Source organism: Streptomyces sp. CB01201, from assembly GCF_002803085.1.
Classification (GTDB): domain Bacteria; phylum Actinomycetota; class Actinomycetes; order Streptomycetales; family Streptomycetaceae; genus Streptomyces; species Streptomyces hundungensis.
This window is the reverse complement of the sequence record NZ_NNBJ01000034.1, coordinates 1-23,017: the sequence shown is the minus strand read 5'-3', so window position 1 is coordinate 23,017 and position 23,017 is coordinate 1. Positions and strand designations below refer to the sequence as shown.

The window sequence follows — 23,017 nt, the reverse complement described above, 5'->3', positions numbered from 1 at the left end:
GTCCGGGCGTCGGCCGAGGAGCCGAGGAGGGTGGAGCGCGGATACCTCCACCCTTCTCCACCCTTCTCCACCTGCCGGCGGACCCCGACCCGGCTGCGGGGCAGAGGTGCATGCCAAGCTGAAACCATGGTCGATACCACCGAAGTCAAGCCGCCGCCGGCGCACCCCGTGCCACCGCGACCGATCCTGGCGCGTGCTGACCTCTGGCAGCATGTGCTGCCCCGGGGGCTCGGGTTGGCTCTGGTGCTGGTCGGCCTGCCGTTCTCGGACGGGCTTGTCTGGTCCGCCACCACCTGGGCGCTGGTGGTGCTGATGAGCGGCGCCTGGGCTCTGTGGTGCGCGGCCGGCTTCCGGGCGGGATCTCCGGTGCCCGAGGCGTTGGCGGTGCCTATCCTCGGCGTCGCAATGATCAGCGGGAACCTTTTGGTCACCCTCGAACCCAAGGCCATGCTGGCCACGGCAATCGTCGGCATGGCGGCGGTGTCGTCCGGAGCGATCCTGTCCACGCTGGTCAGCGCGGCCGTGCTGGCGGCCAACGTCCTGGCTCTGGCGATCGGCGGGATCGTGGCCGGCTACCCCGGGCAGGCATGGGCGCGCGTCGCCGCCTGGATCGCCGCCCTGCTGGCTTGTCAGCTCGCCGGCGCGACCCGGCGCAGCATCGGGACTCAGCACGCGCAGGCGGAGCAACTGCTCCTGCAGACCCGGCGCGTTCACGAAGAGGAACAGCGGGCCGCGGCGCTGGCCGAGCGGACCCGGGTCGCGCGGGAGATCCACGACGTCCTGGCTCAGTCGCTGGGTGCCCTGGCGGTGCAGTTGGACGTGACCGACTCGCTGCTCACTGCGGATCCGCCGCGCACCGAAGAGGCGGTGGAACGGGTCCACAAAGCCCGCCGGATCGCCGTCGACGGACTGACCGAGACCCGCCGCGCGATCGCAGTTCTGCGTGCGGACACCCCGCCCCTGCCGGAGGCCCTCGCCGCGCTGGTCCACGACCACCGCACCGACTCCGGCGCGCCCGCGACCTTCACACCGGTCGGCACCCCCCGCGCTCTCGAACCGGACGTCGGGCTAGCGTTGCTGAGAGTCGCCCAGGAGTCCCTGGCGAACGCCGCCAAGCACGCCCGCGGACAGGAGTTGACCGTCACTTTGGACTACGAAAAGGACCAGGTGAGGCTGACCGTGCTGTCCGGGCCCGCCGGCTCCGGTGGCGGCGAGGCCGGCCCATGGCCCCGTGTAGCGGGGATGGACGGCGGTTACGGTCTGGCCGGCATGCGTGAGCGGTTGCTGCTGGTCGGCGGCGGCTTGACGGCCGGCCCCACCCCGCAGGGGTGGCGCGTGCAGGCGAAGGTGCCCGCATGAGTACTCGGATCGTGGTCGTCGACGATCAGCAGGTGGTCCGCGAAGGCCTCATGACGCTGATGGACATGATGCACGGCATCGACGTCGTCGCCGGGTGCGCGAACGGCGAGGAGGCCGTCGCCCAGGTCGCCGAAACGCACCCGGACGCGGTGCTGATGGACCTGAGCATGCCGGGGATGGGCGGCGTGGAGGCCACCCGCCGGATCGTGGCGGCGCACCCGGACGTGGCCGTCGTCGTGCTGACGACCATGGCGGACGATCAGCTGATTCTCGACGCCCTGCAGGCCGGCGCCCGCGCCTACCTGACCAAGGACGCCGGCAAGGCCGAGATCGTCCGCGCGATCGAGGCCGCGCTCGCCCGGCACACCACCTTGGACCCGATCGTCCAGGAGCGGCTGCTGGCCGCCGCCATGCGCGGCACCGACCATGCGACCGAACGGCGGCAGGCCAAACCGTCGCAGGGCCTGCTGACCCCGCGCGAGTCCGAGGTACTGCGGCTGCTCGCCCAAGGGTTGTCGAACAGCGCGATCGGCCGCCGCCTACTGGTGGGGGAGGCCACCGTCAAGACCCACATCAACCACCTGTTCGCCAAGCTCCAGGTCCGCACCCGCGCGGAGGCCGTCGCTTGGGCCCATGCCCACGGTTTCGGGCCCAGTGCGGACGGCGTGCGCTCTGGCCGGCCCGCCGGGTGAGCCGCGCGTCGGGCACGTAGCTGAGCAGGGCCGCCTGGCACGACGGACCCGGATGCGACACCCGGGACATCTGGTGGCGGTCCGCACGCGGCCGCCACCATGTGCGGAAGCGGCAATGGCGTATCTCGCTGATGTGGTCCGACGGCGGCTACAGCGGGCGTGTGGTCCACCTCGCCCGCAGAGTCCTGCGTATCGCACTGACGGTGGTCAAACGCAGCGACGTCGCTTCGAGCAGGAAGGCTGAACCGCAAGGTCATGCGGGGTGACCTCGATGAGCAAGGCCGGAAGCATGGTTGGCCGTTGCGTTGTGGTCTCGTGAGTACCAGCGACGAGGGCAGCCTGAAGACGCCCCACCGGGACAGACGTTCGGGGGGGGGCTTGCGCGGCAGGGGGATTGCCTCCCGAGAGACTGCACCGCTGTCAGTGGCAGCCGCTACATTTGTTCAGAGCCTCGGGAAGGGGGTGTCATGGAAGAGAGCGGAACCCAGCCACCCTGGCACTACACACCACGTGTGCTGATCGAGCAGGCTCTTGAGCAAATCCTCCTGGACGAGCACCACCGGTACATCGTTGGTGACGCGGAGGGGACCGGCCCTTGGCCGAGTCTCAGCGCCCTCCGCTCCGCCGTACCCTGGGACGAGCGCGCAGCGGAACTTATCGCCAGCGACCGTGTTCGGTCTCGCCTCCACGCAGCCGCGTACGGGATGCGTACCGCAAGCACCGCTGAGGAGCGTTGCCGGGCCGCCCGGGAGTTCCTAAGGGCACTGGCCGAGCTGATCGCTCGTCTAATCGGCTTTCTTGTACGCCTACGCCTGCGCGTGCTGTCCGGTCTCCTTGGCCGCACCGCAGCAACCGACCTGCCCTTGTGGGCGCCGGTACCACTCGAACGAACACCGGAAGTCATCCCCCGAGGGCCGAACCCTGCCTTCCCCGTGAACATCCATCGGGGCGGGCATCAGCGCAGCACGCTGGGGAGCGTCGTACTCGCTGCGTAGACAGCCCGCTGACCCTGCAAGGTCGGAAGGCTCAACCATCATGTTCAGACTCCCAGAGGGCGCCCCGTGGTGGGCGGTTCTCGCCGTCGTCGTGCTCGTCACCATCGTCGCCGGAGTAACCCGCCTGGTGCGCCACGTCTGGCCTCAGAACTCCCGCGACCGCAAGGAACTCTTGCAGCATTGGCGACGTGGGGATGGTGGCAGCGGCGAGGACCGCCGATAGCTACCAAATCCCCACTACGCGCGGCCCCGTGGGCGCTTCGTGGCTAGGCTCGTCTTATGCGACGTGTAGCGATCTTCAGTCACGCAGAACCCTCGGGAGCTCCGCGCCCCATGTCTGCCGCCGCCGTGGTACGGGAGATCCGAACGGCAGCGCGCCGGGCGGACCGCCAACACGGCCGTCGCGTATGGAAGTTCCACAATCCGGCGAACCGTGAACAGACATGGACAGGCCGCGGAGACACCCCGCAGTGGGCATGGGACCTGGTGGCACTCGGGCATGACCTGACAGCGTGCGCCGTAGTCGATGCGACAGAAGCCCGGTACCAAGCACGAATGACCCGCATCCGAACGTGGTCAGCACACCACGGCTACCCCACCCCTCCCGCCCACCGAGGACGCATCACCAAGGAAGTCCAGCGCGCCTACATCGAGGCGACAGGCGACCGAGGCTAAGGTTTGTCCCGTAAACGATCTATGGTCACAGAGTCTGTGAAACCTCGTTCGCCTCGCGTGCGGCTTCGTGTCCACTCCCCGGACCTGATGGCTTCACAGAACGGGTCTTTGCCATGATCGCTTGATGACGGATGACCAGCGGATATTTCCTCCCAAGGTGGCCAACGACCGGATTTCGCTCACCTCGTTCCTCGACTATCAGCGCGCCACGTTGGCCATGAAGTGCCAGGGGCTGACCAGCGACCAGCTGAAGCGAAGAGCCGTTCCGACCTCAAGTCTGACCCTCTTGGGCCTCGTCCGGCACGCGGCCGAGGTGGAGACCATGTGGTTCCGTTTCATATTGAACCAAGAACAGCTCACGCCTCGGTGGCCTGCGGTCGACGGCGTCTCCGGTGAGTTTCTCGTGGCTGACGCAGACGTGGACGAGGCGTTCACGCTCTGGCGAGAGGCATGTGAGGGCTCCCGTGCCGTCACGGACTCCTTCGAGTCCCTCGACGACACGGTGGCCTTTCGAGGTGAGACCATCTCGCTGCGCTACGTCCTGACACACATGATTGAGGAGTACGCGCGTCACAACGGTCATCTCGACCTCTTGCGGGAAGCGATCGACGGGGCGGTCGGCGAGTAGGGCGCGCGGGCCGGATCTGCGCGACCCGTGTATCCGGCCTGAAGCAGTACGAGATGATCACGCCGTGACTGGTGTAATCACGGCGTCGGAGCCGTCTTGGATAGTCCCCTTCAGCGGGCTGAGCCCACGCTGCTTCGGCAAGTTGGTCACGGCGGTGCGGCACCAGATGGCATCCAGGTTGTAGCGCGGGCGCCCGTGGGGCCTACCGTTGGAGGATCGTGTCCTGCTGGTTACAGCCTACTGGCGGACAAATCTGACGATGCGCCAACTCGCCCCTCTTTTCGGTGTCTCGAAGTCTGCGGCCGACCGGTTCATCGACAACCTGGGCCCGTTGCTCGCGCTCCAGCCCCGCAAGCGGTTCCGCAAGGATGCTGTGCTCATCGTGGACGGCACCCTGCTGCCCACCCGCGACCGCACCATCGCCGAGCAGTCCAAGAACTACCGGTACTCCACCAACCACCAGGTGGTCATGGACGCCGACACCCGGCTCGTCGTGGTGGTCGGCCGGCCTTTGGCCGGTAACCGCAACGACTGCAAGGCGTGGGAGGAGTCCGGCGTGAAGGTCGCGGTCGGCAAGACCATGACGATCGCCGACGGCGGTTATCCGGGCACCGGGCTCGTGATGCCCCACCGCCGAGGCAAAGGTGAAGAACTGCCCGACTGGAAGCAGGCCCACAACAAGTCCCACAAACAGGTCCGCGCCCGCGTCGAGCACGTCTTCGCCCGCATGAAGACCTGGAAAATCCTCCGCGACTGCCGCCTCAAGGGCGACGGCGTCCACCACGCCATGCTCGGCATCGCCCGCCTGCACAACCTCAACCTCGCCGGATAGGCGAGCGGCCGGACCGGTCACCAACCACATTCGCACTCGTAAAAGATCATTTACGGGACAAGCCTTAGGTGGTGTCTTCAAAAGATCTCGCCAAGGTGGCCCATGCGCTGCGCGCGATGCCTTGGTGGAACATCTTTCTGTCGACGCGCCCGCTTCGCCCCGGCTCTTCGCCTTCTACTTGGCGAACCGCACTCTCGATCTGGACCGGCTGGGTGGGTTCGCAGCCACACAGACAATGAGATGCTCCGTGCCGACGGCTTCACCGTGGTGGAAGTCGTGACTCGGCCGTCCCGTATCCCGAGGAGAGATCTCTTGCGTGTCTGCATGACTGTCCCGGCCGCTGGCCTTTTGTTCCTGGCTCTCGGTGCATCTGCCTGCTCCAACGAGGAGAGCTCCCAGTACCACGATGCGGTCCTGGAGAACTCTGTGCGGAGTTACGGGCAGGCGCTTACGGCCCCGGACGCTACGACCGCTTGGCGGCTCATGTCGAAGCGGTGTCAGTCGATGTCGTCACTCAAGACGGTCGCCGCAGTAGCGGACGTGACGCACAAGCAGTGGGGCGCGATACCCGTCAAGACCGTCCATATAGACCAGTTGTCGGGGACCCACGCGGTGGTGTCCTACGACTATGACAAGGAGACGGGACAGAAGCGAAGGAATTGGGTGCGTGAGGGCGGCGTATGGAAGGACGACTGCTCGAACTCCTGACCTCGCGGGCCGCGTTTCCTGACGGACGAGGCCGGGGCCTTATCGCATGAGGACTTTGACGATCTCCGTCAGTGCTTCGGCCCGCTCGGCATCCGGCCCGCCGCGGGCTCAGGCTGGGCTGAGCAGAAACGCCCCGACCGGCTGCCCGCCACCTGCTGCCCGTGTCTGTTCCCCGCGCAGCGGGATGTGCCGCCATGCAGGACTTCGGTGCCGTCCGAGGCGGAGTCTGTTCCCCGCGCAGCGGGATGTGCCCGACCAAGGCGACCGGGCGCCCTTGACACGGGGTCTGCTCCCTGCGCAGCGGGATGTGCCGTGGACCCGGGTGGGGGACCCCCAGCGTCGTCGTCGGGTCCTTGCCCAGCGACACGCAGTGCCTCGCAGACTTTCGTCGTCCTGAGCACTGCCTGCGCGTACGAGTTGCTCATGGCAAGGGTTCTGCCAAGTCATGCGCCGGTCCGCGCTCGAATGTCTGAACACCCCTCTGGCTCCAGCGGCAACCACGCCCTGATAGCCCGCCAAAGGTTAATACAGCAAGCTGAGATGCGCCGCCTCTGCGGAGTGGCTCGCGATCCTGGCAGTACTCAGTCCGCCCGGCCACCTGCTGGAGGGTTAGGGGGGATTCCGGTTCACTGAATCAGTTCGATGTGGCGATGGTCCGGGGAGACCGGGCAGATGTGGAGTTGCAGGTCGTAGCCCCGGGCGATGTCGATCCTGGTGAAGTTCGCTGGGGGAATGCCGGGGAGAAGCGGCACAGGGTTCGCCCGGTCCTCTTCGGGCTCCCAGCTGTCGCTGTCGTCCCATTCGGTGGTGGCGATCGTCAGCAGCGGGACTGCCTCGGTGCCGCATTCTGGGCAAATGCGGGGCACGGGGTCGCTGAGGCCCCAGCGGGTCCAGCCACCGGCCTTCCATCCGGGAGAAGTGGACAACATGTCCATGTAGAGCTCCTGCGGGGCAGGCTCGTAGGAGCTGTCCAGCGACCACAGGCGGCATGCCCGAGTACCTGTTCCGCCGCACCCACGGCATCGTCGGACTGCTTCGCCGACTGATCGAGGACGGCTGCACGGAAGCGATCACCAGCGGCGAGGAGCGGCTGACGCCCGAACTGCTGGCCCGCACCTCCATTCGCCTGGGCAATCTCACCGATCTCGATCCGGAGGCCGGCGAGGTCCCGGAGATCCCGCCGAACGTCAAGCCTCGCCGACAGCAGGGGAAGAAAGTCGGAAGAAGGCCACGCAACACGGTCTTCGACGACCACGGCGACAGGCCGGCCGCCGATGGCTGAGCCCACCGCCCACACCCGACCGCTGACGCGAAGCCTCGACCCACTACCCGGCGAGTCCCTCGGCGGCTACCTGCTGAGACTCTCCCACCGGCTCCGCCTCTCACCCATCCAACTGGCCCGCCGAATCGGCACCGCCGCACCCTCGGCCACGCGACTCGGACGTCGGCTCCTGCTCGACCTCGATGTCGACGGCTTCGCCCGCGTGACACACCTGAGCAGTGACGAAGCCCGATCGCTGACACTCGTTCCCTGGCAACACCGCTACCCGCCCATCGCACGGGCGCTTCGCCGCCCGGTCTCCGGATCCCGGGATGACTGGCTGTTCAATGATCTTCCTCGCTACTGCCCCCAGTGTCTGGCCAGCGACGGCAGCCCCATCCAGCAGGACCACGGAGGCTCATGGAGGAAGTTCTGGCACCTGCCGATCGCCTTCGTCTGCCCTGACCACCGCGTCTTTCTTCAGCACCGGTGCCCGCAACCTCACGAGCTCACGCGCGCGATCACGGACCTGATCACGCAGACTGCGGACACCACGTTGCAGCCCGCCCAGTGCCGTCTCCCAGCCGTGGGCCAGTCCCGGTCACAAGGACGGACCGTCCCCTCCTGCGGGGTCCGGCTCGACCAGCTCGACCAGTTCGAACACGGCGGCGGGCTCCGCCCCGATCCGCCCATGCTGAACACCCAGCTGCGGATCCTGAATCACCTCGGCCCCGGCTGCCCACCCGGGGACGCTGTCTCCTACTTCAGTGACCTGCGCGTTCTCGTCGCCCTCCTCTGCGTGTCCTGGCCGCTCGGGCAGGAGCTGATCCCGCCCGGCGCACGCGACGCGGTCGCCGCGCACATCCGAGTCCTTGGCGCAGGCCAACGCCAGGCCCATGACCAGCCTCCACGAGACCCGACCGCAACGGCCGGAACCCTGACTGCAGCCGCCAGCCTCCGCGAAGCCCCCCATCTTCGTGGCCTGCTGAACCAGCACACGCAGGCAGTCAGGAACGGCCCGCCCAGCCGAATTCCCTGGACCTACGTTTTCGAGCGCCACAGCTCCAACTGCTCGGCACTCGTACGGCAAGCCGCCGCCCCTTCAGTCCGTTCATACCGGCGCACCGGACCACGCGGAACCCGGATCCCTGACCGCACCGGCAGCTACCGTCCCGAACACATTCCCGCCTTCCTGGAAGAACGCTGGTATCAGGAGCATCTCGCACCGCTCCAGATCGACGCGGAAGCGAAGTCCGTACGCCGTCTCGCAGCCGTCCTCCTCGTCCAACAGGCATCTGGCAGGGCACGAGGTGACGCCGCGGACTTCCTCGGCATCAACCCTGCTGGAGGCCAGTTCGCGGCCACGAGCACGCTCCTGCGATGGCTCAGAGACGGGCAGGATGCCTTCAACGCCGCTCTGCACAACCTGGCCGAGGAACTCGACCGCGGGACAAACCCCACCAACTACCAACTCCGACGCGAAGTACTGCGAGACTGGTCCCTGCCGTCCGAGACCTGGAACGAGATCATCACCAGGCTTCCACCCGCCCCTGGCCCCGTCCGCCCCAATCTGGACGACCGAGTACGCCAGGAAGCATCCGCGTTCGTCTGGGCCTATGCCACCTGCGGCGAGCCGCTCTTCGCACCACGGCACATCGAGGCCGATCAGCCCCCGGACACTCGCCAAACCTGGCGACAGCGCCGGGCGAACACGTGGTTCCAACTCTCCCGCCCCGACGCTCTGAACCACTACGCGGCGTAACGAAGGCTCCTAGTCCAGCACGGCGACCTACTTGCGAAGGAGGTGGACACCGGGGCGCGACTTGATCAGGTGGGAATCAGGGTGCTCCAGCCATGCCTGCAGGAACTCCACGTCGCCGACGTGTCGAAGCCACCGTCCACCGCCCCCGGTGTCATAGGCAACCTCTGCGAGCCTTCCCGGGAGGGCTGACGCCAGTGCTCTCGCCCGGGCCAGCACCGCCTCGTTCCCCGTGTCATCTCCCGCGGCGGGACGGCCGCCCAGGAGACCGTCGAAGTCGACCAGCGCATCGAGACGGTGGGCGAGAGCGAGCGCCAGGTGACCGAGCAGTATGTGGTTCACCGGGCCCGAGCAGCCGGCGCCGACCACCAACCCCTGCACCGGTGGGCGCGAGAAGGCTGAGTAGTCCTCGTCCTCGGCAGGTATCTCCTCGTCCTCTGACAGGAAGAAGACCCCGACGCCAACTGGATCGAAAGCCTTCAGGCCCAGAGTCGAACCGTCTCGCACCCAGAAGTCCCCGTCGCCCCTGGCCCTGGCCTCTACCGGGGCGCAGAAGGTCTCCAACCACGGGACCACATCGGCCACGATGTCTGCGAACCCACGTGCTTCGAAGAGCCGCAGTCCAACTGCCGGTCCCGACATACCGCCCCAGATCCTCGTGGCCTACGTGCCGCCGGGACCCGGTTCTACCAGGTCCCGACGGCGGACGTCTGATCATTTGGGGCACAGCCCAAGCTCAAGATCGATTCCCATGCTGGAGCACTCCGGTTCCACCAACCGTGACCAAGTTCCAACTAGCGTGTCACGGCTCAAGCACGCATCCGCCAACTCAGCCGCTCAGCCCCGCCAACTACAGCGCTCATCCGCCGGGTGAGGGGCTCAGTCACACCATCCTGTTGTGACTGAGCCCTTGAACTGGCCCCTGAGCGCTTCAGTTGGCCCGGGTGAGTGTCGCGGTTGGCCCCGAAAGCGGCGGCGGCGTGCCTCATCTGCAATTTTGGCCGTCCGGGGCACTGGGTGATCCTGGTCGGTATGCACCATGCGCTCACTCACTGGGACAGCCCCTTCATCAACTTCAAGGACTTCGACTTCCCAGGCGGGCGGGGCCATGGATACCGATGGGTTCAGATCAAGCGCTTCCACCTGCCTCCCGGCTCACCGACCGACCAGGACCTGCTGACCGCCTTGATCGCCCACCCCGAGTTCCGGGACACCTACGACGGCGCCGGCCTCTGGCTCGAACCGCGCCATGGCCAGTGGTGGGCAGACCGGATCACTCCCGGCACGTACGAGGCCGTCGGCGAGCCGAGCGCCACCGGCACGATCCGCGCATGGGCCACCAGCGGTGCCTCGCTTCCCCCAGATTTGAACGCAAGGCTCCAAGAGGCGGTCTACACCCCCATCCGCCAGGCGACGAGCCGGTACGCACTCGGAGCCCTCCCCGAAGACGCACACCATGACTACGGCCCCATTCACAACGAGTTCCACGAACTCGTGCTGATCGACCACCACCTCGGCACCCTCGCCCTCTTGGTCGCCGCCGACGACTGAAACGCTGATGCGACCGAAACTTCGGACCGGCCGACGCATCGCGCTGAGCGCTCCACTTGGCCAAACGGGCCAACCGAGCTGCTCAGTCACACCTGTTGACCTGTCGCAGCGAAGGTTGAGCGTTCTCATCGAACCTTGGTCGGCGGTTTCTTCCTCAGGTCGTTCTTTCCGGTGGGGGAGGGGCCGGGAGCGAGCGTTGGATGGCTACGTGGTCGGCGCCGAGAGACTTGATACGGTCATCTGCCCTTGGAGGCCCTCGACCCGAAGTAGGCCCCGAACCATCCGGAGGCCACTTTCATGCGGCTCGTTTTTCGCAATATCGGTGCCCAGGACCTGCCCAGGCGCGGCTACACGCCGGGCAACGCCCCAGTCGAGGCCTTGCTATTGGACATCGAGGCAGACCTGTCCATCGAGGAGGGCGGCCGAACGCTGTGGTCGGAGGAATTCTTCCAGGTTGCCGAACTGGCTTATGAACTGGCGCGGTGGCTCCAAGTCCCGGAGGAAGACCGGGGCAACTTCGAGCTCGACTCGATGGACTGGGCAGAGCGTGGGGTCATCCGCATCGTCCGCTCCGAGGGCGGTTGGAGGGTCGGGACGGTGCTCGAACCGGACCTCTGGACGGCCCCGATGTCCTGGGACGACCTGGTCGCGGAGATCCGCCGATTCGACGGTGCGGTACGCGAAGCGACCGCCTCTCTTGGCATCGACCCGGACTTCATCCCCAGCGCGTGAACGAGCCTCCCAGAGGCCACGTCCGTGTCCGTCATGATGGCCTCACCCCGGACTCACGGGCAGACCACTCAATCTTTGGTGAGGTAGCAGGTTTCGTGTCTGCACTGCCGCTCTTGCCTCCCGCACGAGGTACCTGTCCTCCAAGCTTTCCCTATGGACTCAGGGGTGGCGGCAGTCATGGGTGCAGCCGTGGGAGTGGTGGGTACCACCCTCGCGGCTGCTGTTTCAGGCTTATAGGCTCAGCGACAGGTCAGGGCGGAGCACCGGCACTGGCGCCGCCAGCTCCGCCGTGACGCGTACCCGGCATTTACGGCCAAGGCGGATGAGCTGCACAAGGCGTTGAAGGAGATCAACGCCGAGCTGATCAAGCCGGGGGCTGATTTCGCCGCCCTACGCGAGAGCCTCGGTGCCGCCCGCAGATTGCTCCACGGCGGGCTCGCCGAGGCTCAGGCGACGGTAGAGATCCAAGGGCCGGAGAAACTGGCACGCATGGCGGGTGAGCTGTCTCGATCGCTCTCGGCCTGCGCTGCCGCGCTCAGCGCGGCCACCCTTCGGCAGGGCGCCATCAGTCCCTCCGCGGTGGCAGAGCCCCAGGGCGTCAGACGGTTTCCGGACCACGCATCGTCAAAACGCACCCAGTTTGTTGAGCATGCTCGACGCACCATCGACGTGTGAAGCCCACCGCCAGCTCCTGCTCAAACTTCGCTGGCACATGCTCGGACTTCGATGGCACAGGACACCGTGGTCGGATGGCGGATGAGCGGGTGGGTTGGCGAGACTGATGTCCTGTGACAGTCGATCTTCCTCTTTGTCAGTGAATCTTGCTCAAACCCACTCTGTTGCCACTACGGTTTCCTCGGTACGTGGTTGCTCAGACCGGGGATGTGGGCTCGTGACTGGAGACGGTGTCATACCGCTGGTACATCTGGACTCGATCGACGAGGTCCGGGCTGTGCACAAGATGCTGTTCGACCGAAAGTTCGACAGTCCGGAGGATGTGTACTTCGGGAGCCCGTTCATCGCTTCGGTCCAGCACAAGCTGGTGGACGCATTGGAAGCGGCGGAGCCGGCCAAGAACTGGGCCGCTTGGCGTGACGCGGCCGAGCACCCGGAGAAGGTGGAGAGGATCCGCAGCCACCTGGCCGGACTGGGCGAGTGGTGGACAGTCGCGTCCGTCATCAAGCGGGAGGCATACGTCCGCGACCTGCTCGCGCCGCTGCGGGTGGATGATGAACTGCTGGGGGAGCTGATCCGGTGAGCGTCGTTGCTTCATCGGAGCATGAAGCGGCCGGAGGTGGGTTCACGCTCCGCTTTGGCGGTACTGGGGGCCAAGAGCGGGTTGTTCCCTTGCCTCAGTGCCACGGGCTGGCGTGGGAGGAGGCAATTCCGGTCCGGACGTTTCGCTGGTCGCGCGGACTCGGGCATTTCCCAGGCTGGTGGTGGGCGGCATCGACTGGACGCCATGTCGGGTTCGAGTCGTGGCTGGAACAGGACCGGCTGATCCTGTTGGACTTCGATCCGAATGTTGTGGGGATCGCTTCGCAGCCGTTCTGGCTGCACTGGCATGACGGGAAAGAGAAGCGGCGCCATGCCCCGGACTACTTCGTGCGGCTTGCCGACGGCCGTGCCCGCGTGGTCGATGTCCGTGCCGAGGACCAGGTCGACGAGCGGACCGCTGAGGCGTTCGCGGCGACCGAGCGGGCCTGTTCGGTGGTCGGCTGGGAGTTTGAGCACGTCGGTGTCCCGGAGCCTGCGCTGATGGCGAATCTGCGGTGGTTGGCCCGCTACCGGCATCCGCGCTGTGCTGGCAGACCTGAGATCGGAGCCCGGTTGCGGGAGACCTTCGCAGCGCCGACGCCGTTGCTGGCGGGAGCCGAGGACGTCGGGGATCGGCTGGCGGTGTTGCCCGCGCTGTTTCATCGGATGTGGGGGCAGGAACTGGTGGCCGATCTCGCGCATGAGCGGCTTTGCCCCACCACGCTGGTTCGGGCCGCTGGTCCAGCGGGGGGCTCGTGGTGAGCGCGGGGCGTCGGCCGCGGCGGCCTGTGGGGGTGTCGATCGGTGATCGAGTGCGAGTGGCCGGGGTCCTGCACACGGTGATCGCGGTGTCCGGCACGAGCGTGCGTCTGGCGGACACGGATGGCGCGGTCACCGACATCAGCCTGATCGAGTTGTCGGCGGCCGAGGACTTCGAGGTGGTACGCGCGTCGTCGCGGACACCGGTTCCGTCGGCGACGCCGTTGGAGGGTCTGCCGGGGGCAGTAGCGGCGGAGGCGTTGTGGTGGGAACAGCACATCGTGGAGGTGTTGCGCGGGGTTCCGCCGCAGGCGCCTGTCGGCACGAGGCCGAAGCCGGAGTACGACCCGGCGGTGGTGTCGCTGACCCGCCGTGAGCAGGCCAAGGCAGCGGAACTGACCGCTGCGGGGCGGCCGGTGACGGCGAGCGCGATCACCAAGCGTCGCCGCCGCTATGAGGCTCTCGGAGTTGTCGGGATGGCCGACCACCGGTCCGCCAAGCCCGTCAGCGCGCACGGCCGGGTGGACCCGCTGGTGGTGGAGGCGATGCAGGAGGCGGTCGCCGAGGCTGCCCAGGGCTCCACGCGGACGGCGACTTACCTGTTCTGGCGGACTGGTCAGATCCTGGAGACGGAGCACGGCCAGGGCGCGGTGGAGCTGCCGTCGCAGCGCAGTCTCTACCGGCTGCTGGAGAAACTGTCGGCGGGCAAGCACACCACCGGATCGGCCCGCACCCGCCGGTCGCTGGCGGACCGCCCCGACGGGCCGTTCGGCGAAAGAAGTGCGGCAGCGCCGGGCGAGCTGATGCAGATGGACTCCACCCCGCTTGACGTGCTGGTCCGCCTGGACGACGGGGTCCCCGCACGGGTTGATCTGACCGGCATGATCGATGTCGCGACCAGGAGCCTGACCGCGGCGGTGCTGCGGCCGATGACCAAGTCCGTGGACGCCAGCGTGTTGCTGGCCCGCACCGTCACCCCCGAGCCGATGAGGCCCGGCTGGGCCGAGGCGTTGGCGATGTCACGCTCGGCGTCGCCGTTCCGGCGGCTGCTGGACATCGACGCGCGTCTGGAGCAGGCCGCCGCCCGGCCGGTCATCGTCCCCGAGACCATCGTGGTCGACCAGGGGAAGGTGTTCATCTCCCGCAACTTCCGGGCCTCCTGCAACTTCCTGGGCATCAACTTCCAGCCGGTGCACGACGCATCGGGCTGGGAGAAGGGCCACATCGAGCGGATGCTGGGTTCCGTCGGAACTCTGTTCGCCCAGTTCCTGGCCGGCTACACCGGCTTCAACGCCGAACGCCGCGGCCGACACGTCGAACAACAGCCGCTCTGGTCCTTGCTGGAGCTGCAGGAACTCCTGGACGAATGGATCGTGGTCTGGCAGAGCCGGCCCCACGACGGACTGCGCGACCCCCTTCACCCGGGGCGGATGTTCAGCCCGAACGAGAAGTACGCCGCCCTCGTCGAGACAGCCGGCTATGTCCCGGTCGCGTTGTCGGCGGACGACTACATCGAGCTGCTGCCCGCGACCTGGCGGGCGATCAACGCCTACGGCGTGAAGATCAAACACCGGACCTACGACGACCAGGCCCTCAACCCGCTGCGGCAGCAGCGGTCAGGCGTCAAGGACCGCAAGGATCTGTGGGAAATCCACTACGACCCCTACGACGTGTCCCGCGTCTGGGTCCGTGACCACTGGAAGAGCGGCTGGATCACCCTTTTCTGGAAACAACTACACCGCGTCGCCGCCCCGTTCGGCGAACTGGCTTGGGACCACACCCGCCGCACCCTGCCCGGAGCGAGTGAGGAGCAACTCGCCGACGCCGTCGCCGATCTGCTGCGACGAGCCCATCAAGGACCCGCTGACCGTGGCGGCCCAGGCAGCAGAGCCGGACTCAGCCGCCGGGACCGGCGCGTCGCCGCCCGCACCAAGTCCAGTCCGCCCTCCACCCCTATCGCGCCCAAGGTGCCCCCTGCCGACCGCATCGCCGACGGCCAAGCGGACCCAGCCAACCACGCTCCCGAGGAGAACATCGCCAAGGTGATACCGATGCCGATCTTCGACCCGTTCACCGAAGCGGACAAGCGGTGGTAAGCCAGGCGCCGGGGCAGGGCGGGGATCCCGCAGACGGGTACGGGCATCTGCAGCTGACGACCCTGCCGGGCTGGCGCGGGTTCGTCACCGAGATACCCGCAGTGCCGGAGCTGCTGTCCGAGGCGATCTGGTCGGGTCTCGCGGACGACAAACGAGCCTGCTACGACGATGACCGCATCGACCACCACTCACGGTTGCTGGTGGTCCAGACTCCCACGATCCGCCAGGTCATCACCTCGGGCCGCCGCCTGATCCAGATGAACAAGAACGCCCACTACGGACGATGCGGCCTGATGGTGTCCGGCCCCGCCAGAACCGGCAAGACCACCGCGCTCACCCAACTCGGCAAGACTGTCGAGGTGATCCACCGACGGCGTCACCCGAACTCCTCCAGCGACATCCCGGTTATCTACATCACCGTCCCACCCGCAGCCACCCCCAAGATGATCGCGATGGAGTTCGCCCGGTTCTTCGACCTGCCGATCTCCACCAGGAGCAACATCACCGACATCGCCGACGCGGTCTGCGGCGTCAGTACGGACGCCCACGTGACCCTCGTCGCGGTCGACGAACTCCACAACCTCAACACCGCCACACGCGCTGGCGCCGAAGCCTCCGACACCCTGAAGTACTTCTCCGAACGCATTCCGGCCACCTTCGTCTACGCCGGAATCAGCCTGGAACGCACCGGACTGCTCTCCGGCCCGCGCGGAGAACAGATCGCCGGCCGGTTCGGCATGGTCCGCACCGGACCGTTCGGCCAGAACCAGCAGTGGACCGCGCTGATCGCCGCCCTGGAAGACAGCCTGCGGCTCCACCGGCAGCGGCCCGGTGCCCTCACCAGACTCGACCGCTACCTGCACCAGCGCACCCACGGGATGATCGGGAGCCTGCTCTGGCTGATCCGCGGTGCTGCCATCAACGCGGTCCTGGCCGGCAGCGAGAAGATCACCAAGAAGGGCCTCGACGCCGTCGACGCCGACTTCACTTCCCAGTCCCCACGGCCACCCGCCACGTGATCAATACCAATGCTGCCCCGAGAGCGAGCCGAGAAGATCCTCACCCTGCATGCGGCCGGATGGCCGGTGCAGGCCATCGCTGACCACATCGGCCACAGCCATCAAACCGTCCGCGACTACATCAGCGGCCTCAGAACGCCGGGGATTCGGACTCCACGGTCAAGCCTGCTCACCGAACCCCTCGCCAGCTACTGCCGTCAGCGACTCGCCGAAGATCCGCACCTGCGGACCAGCGTTCTGTTCAAAGAAGTATCCGAGCTCGGCTTCCAGGGAAGCCAGAGAACCTTCTACCGCGAGCTGGACCGCCGACGCCGCCTGCTGGTCCTGGCGGACCGTCAGGAAACCACCTCGCAGGAGGATCCCCAGATCCCATCCGGGATGTCCCGCACACTCGCCCGCAGGCCCGAGCGGACACCGGTGCTGCCACTGCGAGTCGTCCCGGTCGCAGGAGAAACCCTCAACTCCTACCTCGCCCGCGTCGCCCAGGCCAACCACCTCACTGTCACGGAGGTACTGGCAGTACTGCCCACCTGGTTCTCCACGAAGACCAACAACCTCGACGACCGAGCCCAGCACCACATGCTCGCCCCCGCAGCCACCCAGGCCCTGCACGAACTCGCTCGCCTCACCAGCACCACTGCCACCGGCCTGGCCCACGCACTCCCCGCCTTCGGCACCGACGAAAGCCCCGTCCGGGCCACGACCGCCTGCCACCGGTGCACGGCCCGCCTCGGCATCCGCCAGCCCGTCCCCGTCCACCTCCCGATCCACCACAAGGTCTGCACACGGCACGGAATCTGGCTCAGCGATCTCGGAGAACCCCACCTCGACCTCTCCATATGCCCAGAGATCGCCACCGCCCAACACCGGGCGAACCGGCTCCTACGCCACTTCACACCCCAGCAACTCACCCTCGCCCACCAAACCGCGGTCGAAGCCGTCCCGCCCTGGCCAGCCTCCCCAGCCGCCGTCCCCCACCACTGGAGATACCGGCTCCTCGCACTGCAGACCCACAATCACCAACGCGGCATCTCGACCGACCTCGACGCCTACGCACACGCTGCCATCTACCCCGACGCCATCGAACTCGCCACAGCAGCACTCGCCTAGCATCCTCATGATCCAGCAAGATCCACTGGCGAAGCTTCTCTGCATCCCCAAACGGTGACACTCGCGGGTCATGGTCACTTCGCCACTCAAGATTCCTCATCGCAGGTCAGAGCGACCGCTTCAGGGACGAATCGATGACACAGGACAACTGAGCGCTTCGGTTGGCGTATGCGGCTGTATTGGGGAGCTGCACCAGGCGACCAGTGAAGGGGCGGGAGCCTATGACGGTGGGAAGCGGTGACTCGGCAGCCATGAACCGCACCGAGATCCGGCAGTACGTCTCGGCGGCTGCTCAGGCCCTTGGTGATGCGGGCATCGCGCCAGGAGAGCGGTGGGACGAGGCCGGGGGAACAGCGCTCTACTGGAGGAAGGGCGACCCGGCTCTGGGGTCGGGGCCCTGGGCGTACGGTCTCCTGGTGTTCTGGGGGACGAGAGGGGGGCGCCAGGGTTGGGGATGTGCGCCTCTGGACGCTGCCGGCGGCCCCGCGCTCGAAGCGGTGACCTGGCTTCCGGTCACCCCCATCCTTGCGCCCGCTCTGCTGGCCGCGCATGTTCGGCGGCTTCTCGCTGAAGGCGCTCCGGCAGCAGGCGCTGAGCGGTAGATCCGACGAAAGCGCCCGCGCTGCTTCCCCTGGTGAGGGGCCTGCCCGTTGGGTTGGGTGTGGGGGGGTGGGGTCAGGGGCGGCGGCCGGCGATGGCAGAGGTGAGGAGGAGGGCTGCTGCGGGGATGTAGGGCCAGCGGGTGTCGAGGTCGAGGGCGATGATGATGGAGGCCAGTCCGGCGGCGGCGAGCGCGGCCTTGAGGAGAGCGGTGTGCGGACCGAGCGGCGGGTTGTGCTTGGTCACGGGTGGGTGTCCCTGTCGGTGCTGGGGGTTCCGTGCTCCCGTTGTGTGCGGCGGGAGCACGGACCTGGACCCGAGGTCAGCGGCGTCCGATGATCTTGGCGAAGAGTGACAGGGAGACGGTGCCGGTTTTCTGCGCGGCGGTGCCTACGGCACCCCAGCTGCCGATGGACTGTCCGTAGTTCGCGGTCAGGGCTGCGCCGGTGGCGCCGGTCTTCGCGTCGGTCTGGTCGGTGCCGGAGGCCATTTCGACGATGAGGGGGATCTGGGTGGAGAGGTTGATCGAGCCTTGGAGGACTTTTCCGGCGATCTTCCCGGCGTTCTCCGATCCCTTGACGGCTTTTGCGCCCTTGGTGCCGATGTAGTTGAACACCTTGGACGCGTCGGAGGCGCCGGCGCCGCCGGTCTCGGAGGGGAAGGTGAGGCCGGCCCGGCGGACGCCGACGCTGGCCTTGTAGCTGGCCTTGTAGCTGGCCTTGGCTCCGGTGCCGATGGTCTGCACGACGGACTTCCCGGCTTTGAAGCTCTTGGCGACCGCTCCGATGTAGGGGAGGGCGGCCAGAGCGTCGGCGCCGAGACCGGCGATGGTGGAGGCGTCCCAGTCGCCCTTGATGGCCGCGTCGACGATGTGGGCGCCGAGGGCACCGATCGCGGCGATCGGTCCGGCGATCGGTGTGAACACCGGGATCAGGGCCAAGACGCCCGCGACCGCGGAGACGATGCCGAGGATGTCGCGGATCAGCCCCCAGGGCCCGGCGTCCGTCTCGGCGGCTTTGCGGGCGGCCTCGGCCTTGAGCCATTCGAATTCGGCCCCGCGGGTCGAGATCACCGGGGTGAACTCGCGGTCCATCAGCAGGCACTGCAACTGGTACTCGGCCTGGATCGCGATCGCCGTGTCGATCATGTCGTAGAGACGCTGGTCCTCCACGTACTCACGCGGGTGGCTGTCTTCCGTCAGCCGCCGGTACGTCCCCTCGAAGCTCTTCGCCCCCATGGCGAGGGACGGGTTCTCGCCCGCATTCCGTGCGATGGCCGGATGACACCACGACATGACCCTCTCCACCACAGCATCGAGAGCACCGGGAGTCCATTCGGGCCGGAACGTCCCGCGCGTGAGCTCCCCGACCGTCCCCGAGTCATCGGCATCATTCTGCTCGGCTCCGAACGTCCCGCGCTGTGCTGGATCGTCGGCGTGATCCGCTCCCCGCCGGCTGGCCACCGCGGCCGCATCAGCCCGGTGCCACGTCGTCTTCACGCTCTGCTGGAGCGCCGTGTCGTGCACCTCGACGTCGGGGTCGCCGCTGCCGCACTGGGCTGTCACCCGCGGGTGAAGGTGTGGCTGCGTGTCGATCCGTCGGCCGTCGAGAACGTCGGGCGCACACGTGCTCGGGAACCCGGGATCGCCTTCGCCGCGGCCGTGTCAGGCACCTGCAGCATCCACGGCAACATCTACGACGACATTCACCACGACGACATCCACTCCATCGCGCACTGCCGGGACCTGGACGAAGTGTTCGGGTTCCCTGCGGACCGCATCGGGTCCCTGGCCGGTTGACAGGGCATGGAAGTCTCGCCGGTGCCGAGACGCGTCAAGCAGGCCGGAGTGCTCCTGTACGGCGATCGCCTCGTCGCGGCCGGCGTGGGCCGGCGTGGAGCCCGGGTACCTGGCAGGAGTATCAGGGGGTTTGGAGCAGTCCCGCCGACGTCTGGAGCACGTGGATCGCGGCGAAACGGTCCATCGGGCGTGCAGATGTGCCGGCCCGTCGGTCGGACGGGGCGAGGGGAGCCCCGACCGGCGGTGTCGGCAGTCGGGCCCGGGCCCTGGCGGCGGTGTTCGCAGGCGCCGGCTCTGCTCCGTGGACCGCGGTGATTCCGCCGGAAACGGCCCGGGGGACGGGCAGTTGAGGTGTTGGAGCCGGGGCGGCGTCATGTCTGCGGGCGTGTTCCGGGCGTTGCCTGGCGCGGCGCTGACCTGAGGCGGGCACAGTCCTCTGGGTCCGGCGCGGCGCTGATTTGAGGCGCGGGCAAAGTCTTCCGGGTTTCTGCTTGACAGGTCCGGAACCGAGCCGGAAACTAACCACGTTAGATATTCTAACAACGTTAGGGGTTGTGGGTGGGGAAGCGGGACGAGGTACGCCGCCGGACGTACGCAGAAATCCTGGAGACGGCGGACCTCCTGGCCGAGCGGGAGGGATGGAGAGCGGTCACCATCCGGCGCATCGCCACGGAGATCGGCTACAGCGCGCCGGTGATCTACCAGCACTTCCCGAGCAAGGAAGCGGTCCTGCACACCCTGCTCGTGCGGGGAAACGGCGAGCTGACGCACTGCATGCTCGCCGCGGTGGCCCGCGGGCCGGCTTCCCGCACCCCGCATCTCGCGGCGGCCGCCTACCTGGAGTTCGCCCGCTCGCGCCCCAGCCTGTACCAGCTGATCTCGGGCGCACCCGGCACGGACATCGACGCCTCCACTCGCCGCGCCGCAGCCGCCGACGTCATCACCTTCACCAGACAGCTGATCGGCGAGTGGGCGGCCGCAACCGCCTGCGAGCCTCCCGACACGCAGGACGCCTGCGACCTGCTGTGGGCCACGCTGCACGGCCTGGCAGGCATCGCAACGATCGAGGACATCGGCTTCGACCGCGCCTCGCGCCTGGCCGACCAGGCGGTGACGGCGCTCCTTGCCCACTGGTCGGCCCGGCCCACGCATCCTGAAAAGCGCTCACACACCGTCAGGGGAGAGACATGATCTACCACCACAACCGATTCACCTTCAAGGAAACGGCCACTGCCTCACAGCGAGAAGAGGCCCTGGCAAGCCTCCGCGACCAGGGCGAGGCGATCGACGCGGTCACGCAGTACGTCGTGGGCCGGGACGTAGGCGGTGAATTCGAGTACGGCGCCGTCTTCGTCATCGAAGACCTCGACGGATACTGGGAGTACCTCATGGCCCCCTCGCATGCCCGGACAGACCGGATCGGTCTTCCCCTGCTGCAGTCCTTCGTCTCCTACGACACCACGGACACGGACGACCCCACCGTCGCCGAAAAGATCGCCGACCTTCACGCGCGACGTTACGCAGGCGACCCCGACCTCACGAAACTGGTCGCCGACCTCCCCTTCTACACCGGCAGCAGCGCCCCGCTCCCCAGCCGCCCCACGGCCTCGCGCGAGCGTTCCCGTACGCCGCAAAGCAGCCGAAGCGACAGCTGAAGAAGGAGCGTGATCGACAGGATCCACGGGCGGCCGCTCGGACGCTCGTTCCATCAGCGTCCGGCCCGAGCCTTCACCACTGCCCCAGCCAACGCTCCCTGACCCAGACACACACAAGGGAGAGATTCCGGCAGGGAAGGAACTTCCGGCAGCCGAGGGCACGTTGTCCATGACGTGACCGAACGTCGAATCCTTGGCCCGTCCGACCTCCGCGTTGCCCCCCTGTGCCTGGGAGGCAACGTCTTCGGCTGGACCGCCGACAAGACCCAGTCGTTTGCGGTGCTGGACGCATACGTTTCCGGCGGCGGCAACTTCATCGACACCTCCGACTCCTACATGAATTACTTCGACGGCAACGAGCCGGGCCAGTCCGAGACCATCATCGGCGACTGGCTCGCCGCCCGCCGCAACCGCGACGACGTGGTCGTCGCCACCAAGGTCGGCGACCACCCGCAGTACATGGGCCTTGCGCCCGCCAACATCAAGGCCGCCGCTGAGGAGTCCTTGCGGCGGCTGCGCACCGACCACATCGACCTCTACTACACCCATTTCGACCGGGACGAGTCCATCCCCGTCGACGAGATCATCACTGCTCTCGACGACCTCGTACAGGCCGGCAAGGTGCGCGCCATCGCGGCATCCAACATCAGCCCCGAACGGCTTTCCGCATCCCTGGCCTTCTCCGACCGCGAAGGCCTTGCCCGCTACGTGGCCCTGCAGCCGCAGTACAACCTCGTCTCGCGCGATACCTACGAAGGCGCACGACGGGAGGTCGTGCGGCGTGAAGGACTGGCCTGCGTTCCGTACTTCGCACTCGCCTCCGGCTTCCTCACCGGCAAGTACCGTCCCGGAGAGAGGGTCGAGAACGTACGCAACGTTCCCGGACTCGCCGGTGGGTACGCAGACACGGAACGCGGCGTGAAGGTCCTCGACGCGTTGGAGCAGGTCGCGACCGTGCGCGGGGTGGAAATGGCCACCGTGGCACTGGCCTGGCTCCTGAGGCAGCCGACCGTGACCGCACTGATCGCCTCCGCGCGCACCGTCGAGCAACTGCCGGCGCTCCTGGCCGCGCAGGACCTGCATCTGTCGGACGCCGAGCTGCTGACTCTGACGACCGCGTCGTCCTGACCGGGGCGGCCGGAGGGCCGGGACCTCCCGTCGTGGAGCGGGCTCAGGCCCTGGTGAACAGGGGCTGTGACGCTGCAGCACCCCCTGCAGATGTTCGTAGATCCCGGCCGACGACGAGATGTCTTTCAACCCCAAACTCTCGCCCGGCCGCCCGAGCCACACCACATCACCACGGCCCGGGCGGCATCCCCGACGGCCAAGAGTTTCTCCTCGGGATTCGGCCTACCGCAGGGCTCGGGCTGTGCCGGAAGAGGACACCCCAACCGGGTGCCGGCGACCTACCAGCGCACCCACGGAGTCCGGTATTTCCACGGCTGCCATTCGGTCGGCAACGACACGCCCTAGGCCATTTCGTTTGGATCAGGCGGTCGTTGGTTTGGGTGTGCCGTTGACTGATGCGCAG

At 67.4% G+C, this 23,017-nt stretch carries 24 protein-coding genes and 2 pseudogenes; 22 read left to right on the top strand and 4 right to left on the bottom strand.

From position 1 onward, the window contains the following. The first annotated feature begins 126 nt into the window (after positions 1 to 126). From CG740_RS38735 to CG740_RS40135, 7 genes and pseudogenes are all read left to right on the top strand, one after another. Positions 127 to 1,359, top strand: a complete 1,233-nt coding sequence (locus CG740_RS38735) for a sensor histidine kinase (RefSeq protein ID WP_100580024.1) — start codon at positions 127 to 129, stop codon at positions 1,357 to 1,359. Then, positions 1,356 to 2,051, top strand: coding sequence for a response regulator (locus CG740_RS38730; RefSeq protein ID WP_100580023.1), 696 nt, complete (start codon positions 1,356 to 1,358; stop codon positions 2,049 to 2,051). The genes CG740_RS38735 and CG740_RS38730 overlap by 4 nt, the downstream gene beginning before the upstream one ends. Positions 2,052 to 3,086: 1,035 nt before the next feature. Beyond that, a complete protein-coding gene (locus CG740_RS40140; RefSeq protein ID WP_159030558.1) occupies positions 3,087 to 3,269 on the top strand; it encodes a hypothetical protein in 183 nt (60 codons plus the stop codon). 56 nt (positions 3,270 to 3,325) lie between these two features. Continuing rightward, positions 3,326 to 3,721, top strand: a complete 396-nt coding sequence (locus CG740_RS42060; protein ID WP_100580022.1) for an H-NS family nucleoid-associated regulatory protein — start codon at positions 3,326 to 3,328, stop codon at positions 3,719 to 3,721. Positions 3,722 to 3,845: 124 nt separating this feature from the next. Continuing rightward, entirely contained in the window at positions 3,846 to 4,349 is a 504-nt protein-coding gene (locus CG740_RS38720; protein WP_100580021.1) for a DinB family protein, read from the top strand. Between the two features lie 64 nt (positions 4,350 to 4,413). Then, positions 4,414 to 5,181: pseudogene (locus tag CG740_RS38715) on the top strand (transposase). A gap of 504 nt (positions 5,182 to 5,685) precedes the next feature. Beyond that, a complete protein-coding gene (locus CG740_RS40135; protein ID WP_159030557.1) occupies positions 5,686 to 5,889 on the top strand; it encodes a hypothetical protein in 204 nt (67 codons plus the stop codon). Between the two features lie 626 nt (positions 5,890 to 6,515). Here the strand turns inward: CG740_RS40135 and CG740_RS38705 are convergent. Next, positions 6,516 to 6,824, bottom strand: coding sequence for a hypothetical protein (locus tag CG740_RS38705; RefSeq protein WP_100580019.1), 309 nt, complete (start codon positions 6,822 to 6,824; stop codon positions 6,516 to 6,518). A gap of 53 nt (positions 6,825 to 6,877) precedes the next feature. Between CG740_RS38705 and CG740_RS38700 the strand changes: the two genes are divergently transcribed. Both CG740_RS38700 and CG740_RS38695 read left to right on the top strand, forming a co-directional pair. Further along, positions 6,878 to 7,171 carry a hypothetical protein gene (locus CG740_RS38700; protein WP_234376754.1) on the top strand — a complete coding sequence of 98 codons (294 nt, stop codon included), beginning with the start codon at positions 6,878 to 6,880 and terminating at the stop codon, positions 7,169 to 7,171. After that, positions 7,164 to 8,912, top strand: a complete 1,749-nt coding sequence (locus tag CG740_RS38695; RefSeq protein WP_100580018.1) for a TniQ family protein — start codon at positions 7,164 to 7,166, stop codon at positions 8,910 to 8,912. Before CG740_RS38700 ends, CG740_RS38695 begins: the two co-directional genes overlap by 8 nt. Positions 8,913 to 8,939: 27 nt before the next feature. Here the strand turns inward: CG740_RS38695 and CG740_RS38690 are convergent, their stop codons facing one another. After that, positions 8,940 to 9,551, bottom strand: coding sequence for a DUF6368 family protein (locus tag CG740_RS38690; RefSeq protein ID WP_100580017.1), 612 nt, complete (start codon positions 9,549 to 9,551; stop codon positions 8,940 to 8,942). Positions 9,552 to 9,941: 390 nt separating this feature from the next. Between CG740_RS38690 and CG740_RS38685 the strand changes: the two genes are divergently transcribed. From CG740_RS38685 to CG740_RS38650, 8 genes are all read left to right on the top strand, one after another. Beyond that, on the top strand, positions 9,942 to 10,460 hold the full coding sequence (locus CG740_RS38685; protein WP_234376753.1) for a hypothetical protein: 519 nt from the start codon (positions 9,942 to 9,944) through the stop codon (positions 10,458 to 10,460). A 297-nt stretch (positions 10,461 to 10,757) separates the two neighbouring features. After that, positions 10,758 to 11,192: a DUF7878 domain-containing protein gene (locus CG740_RS38680; protein WP_234376752.1), complete on the top strand. Its 435-nt coding sequence runs from the start codon at positions 10,758 to 10,760 to the stop codon at positions 11,190 to 11,192. A 339-nt stretch (positions 11,193 to 11,531) separates the two neighbouring features. Then, positions 11,532 to 11,867 carry a hypothetical protein gene (locus CG740_RS38675; protein ID WP_100580016.1) on the top strand — a complete coding sequence of 112 codons (336 nt, stop codon included), beginning with the start codon at positions 11,532 to 11,534 and terminating at the stop codon, positions 11,865 to 11,867. A gap of 217 nt (positions 11,868 to 12,084) precedes the next feature. Further along, positions 12,085 to 12,450, top strand: coding sequence for a hypothetical protein (locus CG740_RS38670; protein ID WP_199846714.1), 366 nt, complete (start codon positions 12,085 to 12,087; stop codon positions 12,448 to 12,450). Continuing rightward, entirely contained in the window at positions 12,447 to 13,211 is a 765-nt protein-coding gene (locus CG740_RS38665) for a TnsA-like heteromeric transposase endonuclease subunit (RefSeq protein ID WP_100580015.1), read from the top strand. The genes CG740_RS38670 and CG740_RS38665 overlap by 4 nt, the downstream gene beginning before the upstream one ends. A gap of 542 nt (positions 13,212 to 13,753) precedes the next feature. Further along, positions 13,754 to 15,304 (top strand): transposase family protein, encoded by a 1,551-nt coding sequence (locus CG740_RS38660; protein WP_234376757.1) that lies wholly within the window; start codon positions 13,754 to 13,756, stop codon positions 15,302 to 15,304. Beyond that, on the top strand, positions 15,298 to 16,323 hold the full coding sequence (locus tag CG740_RS38655; RefSeq protein ID WP_199846713.1) for a TniB family NTP-binding protein: 1,026 nt from the start codon (positions 15,298 to 15,300) through the stop codon (positions 16,321 to 16,323). The genes CG740_RS38660 and CG740_RS38655 overlap by 7 nt, the downstream gene beginning before the upstream one ends. Positions 16,324 to 16,332: 9 nt before the next feature. Continuing rightward, positions 16,333 to 17,433, top strand: a complete 1,101-nt coding sequence (locus CG740_RS38650) for a TniQ family protein (protein WP_100580013.1) — start codon at positions 16,333 to 16,335, stop codon at positions 17,431 to 17,433. 675 nt (positions 17,434 to 18,108) lie between these two features. Here the strand turns inward: CG740_RS38650 and CG740_RS40130 are convergent. Next, entirely contained in the window at positions 18,109 to 18,279 is a 171-nt protein-coding gene (locus CG740_RS40130; RefSeq protein ID WP_159030555.1) for a hypothetical protein, read from the bottom strand. A 76-nt stretch (positions 18,280 to 18,355) separates the two neighbouring features. Next, a complete protein-coding gene (locus CG740_RS38645; RefSeq protein ID WP_100580012.1) occupies positions 18,356 to 19,327 on the bottom strand; it encodes a hypothetical protein in 972 nt (323 codons plus the stop codon). A 141-nt stretch (positions 19,328 to 19,468) separates the two neighbouring features. Here CG740_RS38645 and CG740_RS38640 point away from each other — a divergent pair, with 141 nt between their 5' ends. The 5 genes and pseudogenes from CG740_RS38640 to CG740_RS41415 all read left to right on the top strand — a co-directional run. After that, positions 19,469 to 19,831 (top strand): hypothetical protein, encoded by a 363-nt coding sequence (locus CG740_RS38640; RefSeq protein ID WP_159030554.1) that lies wholly within the window; start codon positions 19,469 to 19,471, stop codon positions 19,829 to 19,831. A gap of 558 nt (positions 19,832 to 20,389) precedes the next feature. Next, complete coding sequence (locus tag CG740_RS38635) at positions 20,390 to 21,022, top strand: TetR/AcrR family transcriptional regulator (protein WP_100580010.1); 633 nt, start codon at positions 20,390 to 20,392, stop codon at positions 21,020 to 21,022. Beyond that, positions 21,019 to 21,486 carry a Dabb family protein gene (locus CG740_RS38630; RefSeq protein ID WP_100580009.1) on the top strand — a complete coding sequence of 156 codons (468 nt, stop codon included), beginning with the start codon at positions 21,019 to 21,021 and terminating at the stop codon, positions 21,484 to 21,486. The genes CG740_RS38635 and CG740_RS38630 overlap by 4 nt, the downstream gene beginning before the upstream one ends. A gap of 174 nt (positions 21,487 to 21,660) precedes the next feature. Then, on the top strand, positions 21,661 to 22,614 hold the full coding sequence (locus CG740_RS38625; RefSeq protein ID WP_100580008.1) for an aldo/keto reductase: 954 nt from the start codon (positions 21,661 to 21,663) through the stop codon (positions 22,612 to 22,614). 209 nt (positions 22,615 to 22,823) lie between these two features. After that, positions 22,824 to 22,953, top strand: a pseudogene (locus tag CG740_RS41415) (IS630 family transposase); the annotation flags it as partial. Positions 22,954 to 23,017: the final 64 nt, after the last annotated feature.